Raw genomic sequence first — 15,088 nt, 5'->3', positions numbered from 1 at the left:
CCGATCGCCCTCGCGGAGCCGGACCCCCGCTCAGGCGGCCCCGTGCTCCTGGATCGCCGTGCCGTCCGCCACCCGGATCCGCGTGTCGAACACCAGGCCGGGATCGACGCGGTGCGCGATCAGGACCACCGTCCGCCCCTCGGCGGCGCGGAGCAGATCCGCGAGCAGCGCATCGGCCACGGGAGCGTCCACCGACGCCGTCGGCTCGTCCAGCACCAGCACGCGGAAGTCGGCCAGGAGTGCGCGCGCGAGCGCGATCCGCTGCGCCTGGCCGCCCGAGACGAGCGTGCCCCGCTCCCCCACCCGCGCGTCGAGACCGCCCCGCGCAGCGGCCCAGGGCCCGAGCCCGACCCGCTCCAGCACCGCCTCGAGCACGGCGTCGGCGGCCTCGGGCCGCGCGAAGAGGAGGTTCTGCCGGATCGTGTCGTCGAAGAGGTACGGCTGCTGCTCCACGAGCCCGACCCGCTTCCGCACTTCCGCCTGCGGCAGCGTGCGCGCCTCGACTCCGCCCAGCACGTAGCTGCCGGTGTGGTCGAGGAAGCGCACCAGAGCGTGCGCGAGCGTGGTCTTCCCGGAGCCGCTGCCGCCGGTGACGAGCACGCGGGAACCCTCCAGCAGGTCGAGCGAGACGCCGCTGAGCGCCGGCGAGTGCGCACCGGGCCAGTTCACCGACAGGTCGCGCAGGACGATGCCGGCACCCCGGGGGGCCGGCGCGTGCGGGTCCACCTCCGCATCGGTCGCGAGCGCCGGCGACGCCGCCTCCGCGTCCAGATCGGCCAGGCGCTGAGCGCTCGAGAGCGCGGTGCGCGCCGCCTGCACGGCGAGCGGCGCGGCGGCGGCGACCTCGAAGACCGCGAGCGGCACGAGCGCGACGACTCCGAGGGCCGGACCGCCGAGGTCGCCGATCGCCGGGATCCCCAGCGTGAGGCCCGCCCAGACCGCACCGCCCGAGCAGAGGGCGAGGACGGCCGCGGCCAGTCCGGCGGACGCGGCCCGTCGTCGCGCCGCCCGGGCGAGCGACTCCTCCGCGCGCGCGACGTCCGCCAGAGCGTCACCGGCCGCATCGAAGGCGATGAGCACGTCGAGGCGGGTGACCAGCAGGTTCAGGCGCTCGGCGAGCTCCCCGCGCAGCGGCGCCAGCTCGCGGTCCGCCTGCGCGGAGAGCCGGCCGGCGCCCAGCGCCCCGCCGGCGAAGGCGAGGACGAGCAGCGCCAGCAGCACGGCGCCCATCGCCGGCAGCAGCAGCCAGACGCCGACCACGGAGACCGTCGCGACCAGCGCCGCGACGATCAGCGGCTGCACGACGCGAAGCGGCACGTCCTGCTGGGCGTCGACGTCCGACACCACCCGTGAGATCAGATCGCCGCGGCGCACGCGGCCCAGCCCGTCCGGCGCGACCGGCACCAGGCGCCCGTAGACGCCCGCCCGGAGCTCTGCGAGCGCGCGGAAGGCGGCGTCGTGGCCGGTCAGCCGCTCGAGGTAGCGGAAGAAGGCCCGCGCCAGTGCGAAGGCCCGCACGCCCACGACGGCCATCGAGAGGAACAGGATCGGCGGCTGCTCGGCCGCGCGGACGATCAGCCAGGCCGAGCAGGCCAGCAGCGCCACGACGGAGGCGGAGGAGAGCAGCCCGAACGACAGGCCCGGCAGGAAGCGGCGCGGCCCGGGCATCGCGGCGCGGAGGACGTCGGAGCGGTTCACCTCGCGACCACCCCCGACGGCGCCAGGGGGATCACGGCGTCGGCCGCCGCGACGGTCGCGGGCCGGTGGCTGGCGATGATCACGATCGTCCCGCTCTCCGCCAGGGTCCTGAGCCCGGCGAGCACGGCCCGCTCCGACTCCTCGTCGAGGGCGGCGGTCGGCTCGTCCAGGGCCAGCACGGCGCACTCGCGCTCGAGCAGGCGGTGCACGGCGCGGGCGACGGCGACACGGGCGCTCTGCCCGCCCGAGAGGCCTGTCCCCTCGGCGTCGAGCCGGCGCTCGGGGTCGACGTCGGCCGCGGCGATCGCCAGGGCCCGCCGCACGCGCTCGGGGTCCGGCGAGAGCGCTCCGAGCCCGACCGCGGACGCGACGCTCCCCGCGAGCAGGTCGGGCCGCTGGCCCGCCCAGGCGAGCGTCGACCGCAGATCCGCGACCGGCGACCCGCCGAGCAGCAGCGTGCCCGAGAAGGGCACGAAGCCCGCGAGAGCGGCGAGCAGCGTCGACTTCCCGGATCCGCTGGGCCCGGTCACCACGGTGATCGATCCGACGGGGAGCACCGCGTCGACAGGAGCGAGCGTCCGCCCGCGTCCGTCGTCGACCGCGAGTCCCCGCAGCTCGAGCGCCCCCCTCGCCGCCGGGGCCTTCCCGCGAGGGGGCAGGGCCGCCGCGCGCTCGAGGACGGCGAAGGCGCGGTCCGCCGCCTGCACCCCGTCGGCCGCCGCGTGGAACTCGGCACCGACCTGGCGCACCGGCAGGAACACGTCGGGCGCCAGCACCAGGACGAACAGCCCGACGGCCAGCCCCAGCGAGCCGTCGACGAGCCGCAGCCCGATCGAGACGGCGACCAGTGCGACCGAGAGCGAGCCGGCGAGCTCGAGCACGAAACCGCTGACGAAGGTCACCCGCAGCACCTTCATCGTGTGCACGCGGTAGTCCTCGGTCAGCGCGCGGATCCGCGTCGCCTGCCGCTCGGCCCGCCCGAAGATCTTAAGGGTCGCGAGGCCGCCGACGGTGTCGACGAAGCCGGACGCGAGGGCCTGCAGCCGCTCCCACTGCCGCGCCTGCACGGCCTGCGTCGCCCAGCCGATCAGCACCATGAAGACCGGGATGAGCGGCAGGGTCACCACCAGGAACAGCGCGCTGAGCGGATCGGCGAGGAAGACCACGAGCGTCAGGAGCGGCGTCGCCACCGCGGTGGCGATCAGCTGCGGGAGGTAGCGGGCGAAGTAGCCGTCGAGGGCGTCCAGACCGCCGCCCAGCAGCGCGACGACCCCGCCCGAGCCGCCCTCGGAGCGGCCCGCCGGGCCGAGCTCGACCAGCGCGGCGAGGACCGCCTGCCGCAGCTGGGCCTTCGCTCCTGCTCCGTGGCGCACCGCGTTCACCTCGGTCGCCCAGGCGAGACCCGCCCGCACCGCGACGACCGCGAGCAGGGCGGCCAGCAGCGGCGCGAGGTCGTCGGCGCTCCTCGCGTCCACCGCACCGGCCACCAGCTGCGCCACCAGCCACGCGAAGGCGACGATCGCGAGAGTCCTGGCCAGCGCGAGCGCCCCGCCGAGCAGGAGGAACACGCGGGCCGCCCGGGCGTAGCGGAGCAGGCGCGGATCGAGGGGCTTCACGTCAGTGGGCGTCGACCGGGATGTGCGCGCGGCTGATGCGCTTGCGGAAGATCCAGTAGGTCCAGGCCTGGTAGCCGACGATGAGCGGCACGAACACCAGCGCGGTCCAGCTCATGACGGTCAGCGTATAGGGCGTGCTGGAGGCGTTCTCGATCGTCAGCCCGTAGGCGGGGACGTTCGAGGCGGGCATCACCGCGGGGAACAGCGTCGCGAAGAGGGCGAGCACGGCCAGCGCTGTGGTGCCGGCCAGCAGCGCGAAGGCGCGTCCCTCCCGGCCCCGCGTGAGGGCGAGCCAGCCGCCGACGAGGGTGGCGGCCGCCCCCGCCGAGAGCGCCCAGGAGGCGGTGCTCCCCTGGCCGAGGTTGGTCCAGGCCAGGAAGACCGCGGCGACGACCACGGTGAGCAGCCCCGCGCGGGTCGCCAGGCGGCGCGCCCGCTCGCGGATCTCCCCCTCCGTCTTCAGCGCGACGAAGACGACTCCGTGCGTGAAGAAGAGCAGGAGGGTCGTCGCTCCGCCCAGGAGCGCGTAGGGGTTCAGCAGGTCCAGGACGGTGCCGATGTAGTTGTGGTCGGCGTCCATCGGGACGCCCTGCACGATGTTCGCGAAGGCCACGCCCCAGAGGAAGGCGGGCACCGCGGAGCCGACGACGATCATCGTGTCGAAGCGCCGCTTCCACTGCGCCTCCGGACGCTGGTGCCGGTACTCGAACGAGACACCGCGGGCGATCAGCGCGAGCAGGATGAGCAGCAGCGGCAGGTAGAACCCGCTGAAGAGCGTGGCGTACCACTCCGGGAACGCGGCGAACAGGGCGGCGCCGGCGACGATCACCCACGTCTCGTTGAGGTCCCACACCGGGCCGATCGTGTTGATCAGCACGCGGCGGTCGGTGTCGTCGCGCCCGAGGAAGGGGAGCGACATGCCGACGCCGAAGTCGAACCCGTCGAGGACGAAGTAGCCGATGAAGAAGAACGCGACGATCCAGAACCAGATAACGGCGAGATCCATGGAGGTGCCTCCTAGTAGACGGTGCCGACGAGCTGCGGGCGACCGCTCTCCTCGTCGACCTCGGGAGCGTCGTCGGGGCCGGCCTGCGCGGCCCGCTTGATCAGGCGGAACTCGACCACGGCGAGAGTGCCGTAGATCGCGGTGAAGGCGAGCAGCGAGATCAGGACTTCGACGCCGCTCACTCCGGGCGAGACTCCGTCGGCGGTCTTCAGCAGCCCGAACACGAGCCACGGCTGGCGGCCCATCTCGGTGAAGACCCAGCCCACGATCATCGCCATCAGGGGCAGCGGGGCGGCCCAGATCGCGACCTTCCACATCCACTGCTTCGGCTCGCGGCCCTTCCGGGTGAACCACAGACCCGCCGCGGCGACCCCGATGGCGAGGACGCCGAGCGCCATCATCCAGCGGAACGACCAGTACGTGACCCAGATGATCGGCGTGTAGTCGCCGGGTCCGTAGACCCGGGTGTACTGCGCCTGGAGGTCGTCGATGCCCTCGACCGTGCCGGTGAAGGTGTGCGTCGAGAGGAACGAGAGCAGGTAGGGGATGCGGATCGAGAACAGCTCGCTCGAACCGTCCGGCGTTCCCCAGGTGAAGACGGAGAAGGAGGCGTCGACGCCCGTGGAGGTCCGGTAGAGCGCCTCCGCGGCCGCCATCTTCATCGGCTGCGTGTCGACCATCGCCAGGCCGAGCGAGTCTCCGGTGAACAGGGTCAGGCCGCCGCTGACGAGCATCATCCAGGCGCCGAATCTCAGGGCCGGACGCATGGTCTCGAGGTGCTGGTTCCGCGAGAGGTGGTAGGCCGCGACGCTGATGATCACGGCCGCGGAGACCATGAAGCAGGCGAAGATCGTGTGCGGGAAGGCGGCGAGCGCGACCTTGTTGGTCAGGAGCGCCCAGATGTCGGTGAGCTCCGCACGGCCCTTGGTCTCGTTGATGCGGAAGCCGACCGGGTTCTGCATGAACGCGTTCGCCGCGATGATGAAGTAGGCCGAGAGCGTGGTGCCCAGCGTGGTCAGCCAGATGGTGGCCAGGTGCAGCTTCTCGGGGAGCTTGTCCCAGCCGAAGATCCAGAGGCCGATGAAGGTGGCCTCGAGGAAGAAGGCGAGCAGGCCCTCGAACGCGAGGGGCGCCCCGAAGACGTCGCCGACGAAGCGGGAGTAGTCGCTCCAGTTCATCCCGAACTGGAACTCCTGGACGATCCCCGTCACGACGCCCATCGCGAAGTTGATCAGGAAGAGCTTCCCGAAGAACTTCGTCAGCTGCAGGTAGTGCACCTTCCCGGTGCGCACCCAGCAGGTCTGGAAGATCGCGACGGTGAGCGCCATGCCGATCGTGAGCGGCACGAACAGGAAGTGGTAGATCGTCGTCAGACCGAACTGCCATCTCGACAGCAGGAGCGGATCCAGGAGTTCGTTCACAGCTCCGAGAGTAGGTCGGCGGGAGAGGTCCGACGGCCTCCGATCCCAGTACTGGGGCGGATGTGCGGCCTTCCACGAGCTCCTGGCGACCCCCTTTCCGGGGTGGCCCCGGGAGCCCCGCCGAGCACTCCCACCGACCGGTCGCTCGACGTCGAGACGGACCCTCTCGACGTCGAGGGAGTCTTCCGTGCGGCGACTGCCGAGCAGGGCTCGCCTCCGTCGGACGTGCTGCCGCCGATTTCTCGACGCCGAGCGATCGGGCGGTCGGCGACCCGCTGAGGGATCGTCTCACGCACCTTCAGTGGATTCTCAGGCGCACATCCGCGAGATCGGCGGTGGGAATCCGTTCAGGGCGCGCCGTCGGCGACGGACACACCCGCAGCAGGCGCTCGAGGAGGCCCGTGTGGAGGCGCCGCCGGTGGGCGACCCGCGGTCAGCCCGCGTCGATGCGCGAGCGGGAGCCGGAGAACCAGGCGGGCGCCTGGAAGCCGTACTTCAGGACGGGCAGATCGCGCGTGAGGCGCCAGTAGCCCAGCGCCGCCGCGACGCCGGACCCGCAGACCAGGAGCGGCACGACCGGCCCGATGACGTCGAGCCAGCGCTGTCCCTGGAAGAGCAGCAGGGCGCTCGTGGCGAGCGAGACGAAGAGGACGTGCACCACGTACACCGGGAGCGTGTTGCGACCGATGAAGGTGATCCAGCCCGCGCCGCGCCGGTTCGAGAGGAAGCGGGCGACCACGAGCCCGGCGAGGACCGCCAGCACGCTCACCACGACCAGCCCGATCGTCAGCAGCGGGAAGCGGACGCGGGCGGCGAGGATCACGCCGGCGAGCACGAGGAAGAGCACGCCGAAGCCGAGTCCGCTGACGATCCCGCGGCGCTCCACGAACGCGATCACCGCGTTCCGCAGGTACAGGCCGAGCAGGAAGAACATCAGGTAGCGGGCCATGCCGTCCCAGGCGATGTTCCCGGTGCCCTCGGAGGTGCTGGAGCGGACGGCGTACCAGACCACGGCGATCGCAGTCGCGATGCCGATCTGCACTCGCCAGTCGATCCGGCCCTGCGCGAGCTTGGCGGCCACGAAGAAGATCGTGAGGGCGTAGAGGAACCAGAGCCCGTTGTGCGGCATCACCGGCTGGAGGAGCAGCGCCAGCGGGTCGGACTCGTCGGTACCGCCCGGGTTGGGCACCACCAGGAAGAAGAGGAACCGCACCACAGACCAGAGCAGGAAGGCCCAGACCAGCAGGCTCAGCCGCGAGCGCCAGAGCTCCGACCACGACCGGGTGAGCACCGAACCGGCGAACAGCCCCGAGGCGAGGAAGAACAGTGGCATCCGGAAGGTGATGAGGAGCAGGTTGATGTCGTTCCACGAGTCGGGGGCGATCCCGGCGGTCGTGGTCCACTGCACGGAGTGGGCCAGGGCGACCAGGATGATCGCGATGCCCTTCGCCGTGTCCACCCAGGTGATGCGTGCGCGTGCCATGAGTCCTCGTCGTGATCGTCCATCGGAAGTCGGCCGGCGGCGACGATGACGATGGCGATGTGCAAGTGTGGCACGGCTGTGCATCCTCTGTGACGTTCTGGACGGATCCGATCTCGGCGATCCGGTGACGCGGAGACGGCCATCGGGTGCTCCGATCCTCGGCCGGCCTCCTCGTGCACGACGCGCGCCCGCCGATGCCCGAAGATCGAGCCATGACTCGAGCGACGACCTCCGGCTCCGCGCCCGGCCCCCGCCGCATCCGCCTCCGCCTCCTGGTCGCGCTGCTGGTGCTCGCGCTGATCCTCGCCGGCGCAGGCATCGCCCTCTCGCTCGCCTCCTGGGGCGGGGGCGCGGGCGCCCCGGCCGCGGGCTCCCCCGAGCCCGGACCGACCTCCTCCGTCGACATGGCCGAGCGCGTCGCCGGTCTCGAGAAGCGCTTCGCCGCCGGGTTCCCGCAGCACAGCATCGTCCTCACAGGCAGCTCCACGATCGGCCGCTGGACGACCTCCAAGGAGGACCTGCGCCCGCTCGAGACCTACAACATCGGGATCGGCGGCACAACGGTCGCCGACCACCTCGCGTGGCTGGACCGCATGGTCGCCCCCTTCGATCCCCGCGCCGTGATCGTGTACGTGGGAGCGAACGACATCAGTGGCGAGGAGGGCTCGCGGACCGGCGCGCAGACCGCCGACTCGGTCGTCGAGTACCTCCAGCGCGTCGAGGAGGTCGCCCCCGACGCCGAGCTGTTCTACGTCGAGATCGCGGAGACGCCCGCCCGCGCCTCCGTCGGCGCCGAGGTCCGCGCCGCGAACACCGCGGTCAGCGCCTACGCCGAGACGGACGACCGCGTCACCTTCGTCCCCACCGCCGACGCGCTCGTCACCTCCGACGGCGCGGTCGACCCCTCCCTCTTCGTCGACGACGGCCTGCACTTCGACGAGGCCGGCTACGCCCGGTTCTCAGAGGCGGTCCGCGCGGTGGTCCTGCCCGCTCTGGAGTGAGCAGGCGGACCGCCGCACTGCGGCCCGCTCCGGAGTGAGCAGGCGGACCGCCGCACTGCGGCCCGCTCCGCGTGAGCGGTCCGGGGACACCGCGCCCGGAGCCCCCAGTGTTGACCCTGAAGGGGGACACGGCCGCTCCCTCGCGCGCGCCTATCCTGGCCCCGCGTCATCGCCGACAGCGCCCTCTGCACCGCCGCAGACCGCCGCTCGCTCAGCAGCGCCGACCGTCTCGGAGTCACCGATGCCCCGCTCGAGGATCCGCCCCCGTGGTCTCGCCCTGCTCGCCGTCCTGGCGGTCACGGCCGCCGCGCTCGTCGCCGGGCCCGCGGCTCCGGCGTCCGCCGCTCCCGTCGTCCCCGCCGGCTTCACCGACTCGCGGGTGGCGGCCGTCCCCGCACCGACAGCCCTCGCCTTCACGACCGACGGGCGCACCCTCGTCTCCTCGCAGACCGGCGCGATCCGGGTGATCCGCGGAGGCAGCCTGGTCGCCACCCCGGCCCTCGACCTGCGCTCGAAGATCTGCGCCAACGGCGAGCGCGGTGTGCTCGGCCTCGCGGTCGACCCGGCGCCGGGATCCCGGACCGTCGTCGTCTACTACACCGCGAAGGGCTCCGACTCCTCGTGCCCGACCAACGCCGGCGGCACGGTGAATCCCGCGGGAGCTCCGCGCAATCGCGTCTCCTCGTTCCAGCTCGGCACCGACGACCGCATCGACCCGGCCTCCGAGCGCGTCCTCCTCGACGGCATCTACTCCCCCGCGAGCAACCACAACGGCGGCGACCTCGCCATCGGTAAGGACGGGCTGCTCTACGTCAGCGTCGGCGACGGCGGCTGCGACTACCGCGGCGGAGTCGGCTCGCCGGGCGGCAGCGGCTGCGGCGGCCGGAACGACGCCGCCCGCGACCCGAACATCCTGAACGGCAAGATCCTCCGGGTCACCCTCACCGGCGGCGTCCCGGCCGGCAACCCGTACCTGGGCACCGGGACCGCCTCCTGCCGACTCGCCCCGGCCGCCGCGGGCGTGCGCTGCCGCGAGACGTTCGCGAGCGGCCTGCGCAATCCGTTCCGGATGGCGTTCGACCCGAACGCGACCGGCACCGTCTTCCGCATCAACGACGTGGGCCAGGACGCCTGGGAGGAGATCGACCAGGGCGTCGCCGGCGCCGACTACGGCTGGAACACCCGCGAGGGCCACTGCGCGAAGACCGGCTCGTCCTCGAACTGCGGAACAGCGGCGCCCGCCGGGCTCACCGACCCCGTCTTCGACTACCCGCACAGCAGCGGCTGCGCCTCGATCACGGGCGGCGCCTACGTCCCCCGCGGCGTCTGGCCGGCCGCCTACGACGGCGCGTACCTCTTCGGCGACTACGTGTGCGGGAAGATCCGGACCCTCGGCCGCACCGGCGCGGCCGGCGACCTGGTGACCGGCCTCGGCGGCAGCAGCGCCGTCGCCATGGCCTTCGGCCCCTCGCGCGGGACCCAGGACCTCTTCTACACGAGCTACGCGAACGGCGGCGAGGTCCGGCGCCTCGCCTACACCGCCGCGGCGAACCGCGCCCCGACCGCGGCCCTCTCCGCCGCCCCCTCCTCCGGTGCGGCTCCTCTCGCCGCGCGGCTGAACGGCTCCGGCAGCAGCGACCCGGAGGGCGGGGCCCTGACCTACCTGTGGTCGTTCGGCGACGGCACCCCCGACCGCATCACGACCGGCCCGACCTTCACCCACAGCTACGCCGCCGGCAGCTGGACCGCGTCCCTCCGCGTCCGCGATCCGAAGGGAGTCGTCTCCGCACCTGCGACGACGAGGATCACCTCGGGAGACAGCGCGCCGACCGTGAGCATCACCGCACCCGCCGACGGAGGGGTGTTCGTCACGGGCCGGAGCTACGGCCTCCGCGCCACGGCGACCGACGCCGAGGACGGGGCCCTGCCCGCCTCGGCGCTCACGTGGACCGTCCAGCGCCGCCACGCGCAGCACACGCACCCCTTCCTCGGCCCGCTGACGGGGAACGACCTCTCCTTCGTCGCCCCCGGCCCGGAGGACCTCGCCGCCGCCGCGGACAGCGACCTCCTGATCAGCGTCACGGCGACGGACTCGAGCGGAGTGTCGACCACGGCGACGCGGACGTTCTCGCCGCAGAAGGTCTCCGTCACCCTGGCCACCGCTCCCGTCGGCCGGACGGTCGTCGTCAACGGCACCGAGGTCGCCGGAGGCACGACGGTCGTCTCGTGGGCGGGCTCGGCACTCCAGCTGGAGGTCCCGGACCAGACCGACGCCTCGGGCACGGCCTACCGGTTCTCCTCCTGGTCCGACGGCGGCGCCGCCTCGCACAGCGTCGTCACTCCCGGGAGCAGCACCACGCTGACGGCGACCCTCGCCGCCACCGGGCTCCCCGGCGCTCCGACCGCGGTCACCGCCACGGCGGGCTCGGACGGCACGGCGACGCTCGCGTGGTCGCCCCCCGCGGGCACCGGGGGCTCGGCGGTCACCGGCTACCGGGTGTCGCGCGACGGGTCCGACACGAGCGGAGCCGGAGCCTGGAGCGCCGTGGTCGCCGCGACCCAGCGGTCGCAGACCTTCACGAAGCTGGTCCCGGGCAGCAGCTACACCCTCTCCGTGCAGGCGGTCACGGCGAACGGCACCGGCCCCGCCGCCTCCGCACGGGTCGCCGTCCCCTGAGCGCTCCACGCCCACCGGCCTCCCGGGCGCAGCCCTGCCGCCGCCCAGCCGTGCGCCCCTACGATCGAGCCATGCCGAGCATCCGGAGCCGCTGTCGGCCCCAGCCCCCGATCGAGTCCGCGGCGGGCGGGGGCGCCCCGTGAACGACACCCTCACCGGGATCCTGGACTTCGTGGTCGGCGTCCCCCCGGTCTGGCGGACGCTCCTCGCCGGGCTCGCGATCTTCTTCGAGACCACGATCCTGGCGGGCCTCGTCGTCCCCGGCGACACGATCGTGATCGTCAGCGCGACCGGCGTCACCAGCCCGCTGCAGTTCGTGGCGCTGGCCGTCACCGTCGTCATCGGCGCGCTCTGCGGCGAGTCCGTCGGCTTCTGGCTCGGCCGCTGGTTCGGGCCGCGGATCCGCGCATCGCGTCTGGGACGCCGACTCGGCGAGAAGAACTGGCTGAAGGCCGAGCGCTACCTCGCACGGCGCGGCGGGTTCGCCGTGTTCCTCTCGCGCTTCCTGCCGGTGCTGCACTCGCTGATCCCGCTGACGGTGGGGATGAGCGGGATGCGCTACCGGACCTTCATGGCCTGGACGATCCCGGCGTGCGTGCTCTGGTCGTCCGCCTACGTCGGCGTCGGCGCCGCGGCGGCCGGCAGCTACCGGGAGCTCTCGGAGAGCCTGCACGGCGCCGGCTACGTCTTCGTGGGGGTCATCGTCGTCTTCGCCCTGCTCGTGCTCCTCGGGAAGAAGCTCCTGAACAGAGCGGAGGCGCGCCACCTCGACGAGTGACGCGCCTCCGGGCGTGGATCCGGGGAGGATCAGTCGACGAGACCCGCCGACTTCAGCCACTCGCCCGCGATCGCGGACGCGGACTTCTGCTCGTTGACGCTCTCGGAGTTGAGGGCGACCAGGTCGTCCGCGGTGAGCTTCGCGCTGACCGCGTTCAGCACCTCGGCCGCGTCGTCCGTGATCTTGCTGGAGACGATCGGCACGACGTTGTCGGCGACGAACAGTCCGTCCGGGTCCTCGAGAGCGACGAGGTCGTTCTTCTGGATGTTCGGGTCGGCCGTGTAGACGTTCGCCAGCTGGATCTGGTCGCTGGTGAGCGCGTCGACGGTGGTCGATCCGCCGCTGTCCTCGATCGCCTGGAAGGTGGTCGTGATGCCGTACTTCGACTGCAGGGTGTCGGGCCCGTAGGGACGCGTCTGCAGCTCGGAGTTGCCGCCGACCACGATCGGGTCGGTGACGTTCTTGAGCGACGCGATGTCGGTCAGGTCCCACTTGTCGGCGAAGGCCTGGGTGACGGTGTAGGAGTTCTGATCGCTGGCCTCGGCGGCGTCGAGGGCGCGGAGGCCGTCGGGCAGCGCGTCGCCGAGCGCGGAGTACACGTCGTCGGCAGTGGTGGCCGTCGCGTCCGGCTCGAGCGCCTGCAGGAGGCTGCCGTCGTACTCCGGGAAGACGTCGATGGATCCGCTCTCGATCTCGGGCAGGTAGATCTCGCGCTGGCCGATGCGCAGCTGGCGGTCGACGGTGAAGCCGTCGTTCTCCAGAGCCTGCGCGTAGATCTCGGCGAGGATCTCGTTCGAGTAGTAGTCCTGCGAGCCGACCACGATGGTCTCGCTGCCCGCAGTCGCACCCGATCCCTCATCGAGCGGATCGCTCGAGGAACACCCTGCCAGTGCCACGACGGCACCGACCGCGAGTGCGCTCAGCGCGACACGGCCCTTCGTGAAATGTGCTGTGAACATTGCTATTTCCCTTCTTCGATGGGGATTCCCACCACCGCGCGTCGTCGGGGCGACGACGTGCGGGAACCTGTGCGGCCGGCGGTGCCGGCCAGGCCGAGCACGACTCCGCGCGGCACGGCGAGCCGCTGGAGGAGGGCGAAGAGGACCTCGCTGAGGAGCGTCAGCACGATCACCAGGATCGAGCCGGCGAGCATCTGCGGGTAGTCCCCCGACTTCACTCCGCGGAAGATGTACTGGCCGAGTCCGCCCGCGCCGATGTAGTCGGCGAGCGTGGCGGTCGCGATGATCTGCAGCGCGGCCGAGCGCAGTCCGCCGATCAGCAGCGGCAGCCCCAGCGGGATCTCGACCTTCGTCAGGATCTGCCACTCGGTCATGCCCATCGAGCGCGCCGCGTCGACCGTGCGGCGGTCGACCGCCTCCAGTCCGGAGTACGCGCCGGCGAGCACCGACGGGATCGCGAGCACGACGAGGGCGATCACCGGAGCGCCGAGTCCGAGCCCGAGGCTCATCGCCGCGAGGACGAGCACGCCCAGCGTCGGCAGGGCTCGCAGACCACCGGCGACGGGCACCGCGATGCCCTTGCCGCGCCCGGTGTGCCCGATCAGGTACCCGATCGGGATCGCGATCGCGGCGGCGATGACGAGCACCAGCAGGCTGATGCCGACGTGCTGGGCGACGCGGGTCGGGATCGCGTAGACCCCGGTCCAGTGCGCGGGATCGGCGATCCAGGCGAAGGCTTCGGCGATGAGGTTCACGACGTCACCGCCCTCTCGACCGCGAGCGGCCTGCGCGAGCGGCGCGTGCGGTCCAGGGCCGTCCAGGGCATGAGGAGACGGCCGATCAGCACCAGCAGCCCGTCGAGCACCAGCGCGAGGACGATCGTGAGGACGATGCCCGTGACGATCTCACCGGTGATGCCGCGCTGGAAGCCGTCGGTGAAGAGCAGGCCGAGGCTCTGGATCCCGAGCACCGCGCCGACCGTCACCAGGCTGACCGTGCTGACCGTGACCACCCGCAGGCCCGAGAGCAGGACCGGACCCGCCAGCGGGAACTCGACCCGCCAGAAGCGCGCCCAGCCCGAGTAGCCCATCGCGGTCGCCGACTGACGGACGTCGTCCGACACCGCGCCCAGTGCGTCCGAGGTGGTGCGGACCATCAGCGCGACTCCGTAGAGGGTGAGGCCCGTGATCACGTTGGCGGTCGAGCGGAGCGGGATGCCCAGCAGGACCGGCAGCAGGATGAACATGGCCAGCGACGGGATGGCGTAGAGCACGCCGAGCCCCGTCAGCAAGGTTCCGCGGCTCCAGCGGTAGCGGTTCGCGAACCAGCCGAACGGCAGCGAGACGAGGAAGCTGAGCAGGATCGGCGGAACCGACAGGGCCAGGTGCGCCAGCAGGTTCGCGACGATCGCGTCCGTGTTGTTGACGACCCAGTTCACGCGGCGGGGCCGTCCTGCGAGCGCAGCACGCCGGTCGGGCGCCCGTCGCCGTCGACCACGATGCGGGCGCCGTCGCGCTCCTCGATCCGGAGCGAGCGCTTGCCGCGGTCGGCGCCGACGAAGCCGGCGACGAACTCGCTCGCGGGGTTCGCCAGGATCTCGGCGGGCGAGCCCTTCTGCGCGATCCGGCCGCCCTTCTCGAGGATGACGACCTGGTCGCCGAGCAGGAACGCCTCGTCGATGTCGTGGGTGACGAAGACCACGGTCTTGTCGAGCTCGTCCTGGAGCCGCAGGGTCTCGCGCTGCAGGTCGGCGCGCACGAGCGGGTCGACCGCTCCGAACGGCTCGTCCATCAGCAGGATGTTCGGGTCCACCGCGAGGCCGCGCGCCACGCCGACGCGCTGCTGCTGGCCGCCGGAGAGCTGGCTGGGGTACCGGGCGGCGAGCCCGCGGTCCAGTCCGACCGTGTCCATCAGCTCGAGCGCGCGGGAGTGCGCCTGCTTCTTGGCGACCCCGTTCAGCCGCGGCACGGTCGCGATGTTGTCGATGACCTTGCGGTGCGGCAGGAGTCCGGAGTTCTGCATCACGTAGCCGATTCGGCGGCGGAGGGCGACGGCGGGCAGAGAGGAGATGTCCTCGCCGTCGATCTCGATGGTGCCGGACGTCGGCTCGATCATCCGGTTGATCATGCGGAGGATCGTGGTCTTCCCGCAGCCGGAGGAGCCGACGAAGACGGTCGTCTGCCGGGAGGGCAGCACGAGCGAGAAGTCGTCGACCGCCCGGGTGCCGTCCGGGTACTGCTTGCTGACGTTGCGGAACTCGATCACGAGGCCGCCCGCCGTCCGGCGGTGTGCACGCCGATCTGTCCCTGGTCCACGACTGTGCCCGCTCTCGCTCCGCGCGTCCGGCCGCTGCGCGGCCCGCGGCCCCGAACGGGGCCAGGCGGCAAGGAAAACACCAATAGCAGCCGCCTGCCAACCCGGACCGCGAAGTGTTGCGGGATGTTCCGGG

General features: G+C 72.3%; 12 protein-coding genes. 3 read left to right on the top strand and 9 right to left on the bottom strand.

All coding sequences use genetic code 11. The annotated features are described in order from the left end of the window. Positions 1–30 precede the first annotated feature (30 nt). From cydC to C5D08_RS07880, 5 genes are all read right to left on the bottom strand, one after another. Positions 31–1,698 carry a thiol reductant ABC exporter subunit CydC gene (gene cydC, locus C5D08_RS07900; protein ID WP_104276560.1) on the bottom strand — a complete coding sequence of 556 codons (1,668 nt, stop codon included), beginning with the start codon at positions 1,696–1,698 and terminating at the stop codon, positions 31–33. After that, positions 1,695–3,314, bottom strand: a complete 1,620-nt coding sequence (gene cydD, locus C5D08_RS07895) for a thiol reductant ABC exporter subunit CydD (RefSeq protein ID WP_104276559.1) — start codon at positions 3,312–3,314, stop codon at positions 1,695–1,697. The genes cydC and cydD overlap by 4 nt, the downstream gene beginning before the upstream one ends. 1 nt (position 3,315) lies before the next feature. Then, a complete protein-coding gene (gene cydB, locus C5D08_RS07890; RefSeq protein ID WP_104276558.1) occupies positions 3,316–4,320 on the bottom strand; it encodes a cytochrome d ubiquinol oxidase subunit II in 1,005 nt (334 codons plus the stop codon). A gap of 11 nt (positions 4,321–4,331) precedes the next feature. Continuing rightward, the gene (locus C5D08_RS07885) at positions 4,332–5,741 is read right to left on the bottom strand and encodes a cytochrome ubiquinol oxidase subunit I (protein WP_104276557.1); all 1,410 of its coding nucleotides are present in this window, start codon (positions 5,739–5,741) and stop codon (positions 4,332–4,334) included. Positions 5,742–6,174: 433 nt separating this feature from the next. Further along, on the bottom strand, positions 6,175–7,224 hold the full coding sequence (locus C5D08_RS07880; protein WP_181109956.1) for an acyltransferase family protein: 1,050 nt from the start codon (positions 7,222–7,224) through the stop codon (positions 6,175–6,177). Between the two features lie 212 nt (positions 7,225–7,436). Between C5D08_RS07880 and C5D08_RS07875 the strand changes: the two genes are divergently transcribed. The 3 genes from C5D08_RS07875 to C5D08_RS07865 all read left to right on the top strand — a co-directional run bounded on the left by C5D08_RS07875 (position 7,437) and on the right by C5D08_RS07865 (position 11,680). After that, on the top strand, positions 7,437–8,225 hold the full coding sequence (locus C5D08_RS07875; protein ID WP_181109954.1) for a GDSL-type esterase/lipase family protein: 789 nt from the start codon (positions 7,437–7,439) through the stop codon (positions 8,223–8,225). Between the two features lie 241 nt (positions 8,226–8,466). Then, complete coding sequence (locus C5D08_RS07870; protein WP_104276554.1) at positions 8,467–10,902, top strand: PQQ-dependent sugar dehydrogenase; 2,436 nt, start codon at positions 8,467–8,469, stop codon at positions 10,900–10,902. A gap of 139 nt (positions 10,903–11,041) precedes the next feature. Further along, on the top strand, positions 11,042–11,680 hold the full coding sequence (locus tag C5D08_RS07865; protein WP_104276553.1) for a DedA family protein: 639 nt from the start codon (positions 11,042–11,044) through the stop codon (positions 11,678–11,680). 29 nt (positions 11,681–11,709) lie between these two features. Here the strand turns inward: C5D08_RS07865 and C5D08_RS07860 are convergent, their stop codons facing one another. The 4 genes from C5D08_RS07860 to C5D08_RS07845 are packed head-to-tail and all read right to left on the bottom strand — an operon-like array spanning position 11,710 to position 14,904. Then, a complete protein-coding gene (locus C5D08_RS07860; RefSeq protein ID WP_104223111.1) occupies positions 11,710–12,639 on the bottom strand; it encodes an ABC transporter substrate-binding protein in 930 nt (309 codons plus the stop codon). Between the two features lie 2 nt (positions 12,640–12,641). Beyond that, entirely contained in the window at positions 12,642–13,394 is a 753-nt protein-coding gene (locus tag C5D08_RS07855; protein WP_104276552.1) for an ABC transporter permease, read from the bottom strand. Further along, positions 13,391–14,077, bottom strand: coding sequence for an ABC transporter permease (locus tag C5D08_RS07850; protein ID WP_104276551.1), 687 nt, complete (start codon positions 14,075–14,077; stop codon positions 13,391–13,393). Before C5D08_RS07850 ends, C5D08_RS07855 begins: the two co-directional genes overlap by 4 nt. Continuing rightward, complete coding sequence (locus C5D08_RS07845) at positions 14,074–14,904, bottom strand: ABC transporter ATP-binding protein (protein WP_104276550.1); 831 nt, start codon at positions 14,902–14,904, stop codon at positions 14,074–14,076. The genes C5D08_RS07850 and C5D08_RS07845 overlap by 4 nt, the downstream gene beginning before the upstream one ends. Between the last annotated feature and the right edge of the window lie 184 nt (positions 14,905–15,088).

It is taken from the genome of Rathayibacter sp. AY1B6, assembly GCF_002932755.1.
Taxonomy (GTDB): Bacteria; Actinomycetota; Actinomycetes; order Actinomycetales; family Microbacteriaceae; genus Rathayibacter.
This window is presented reverse-complemented; position numbering and strand designations above follow the sequence as displayed.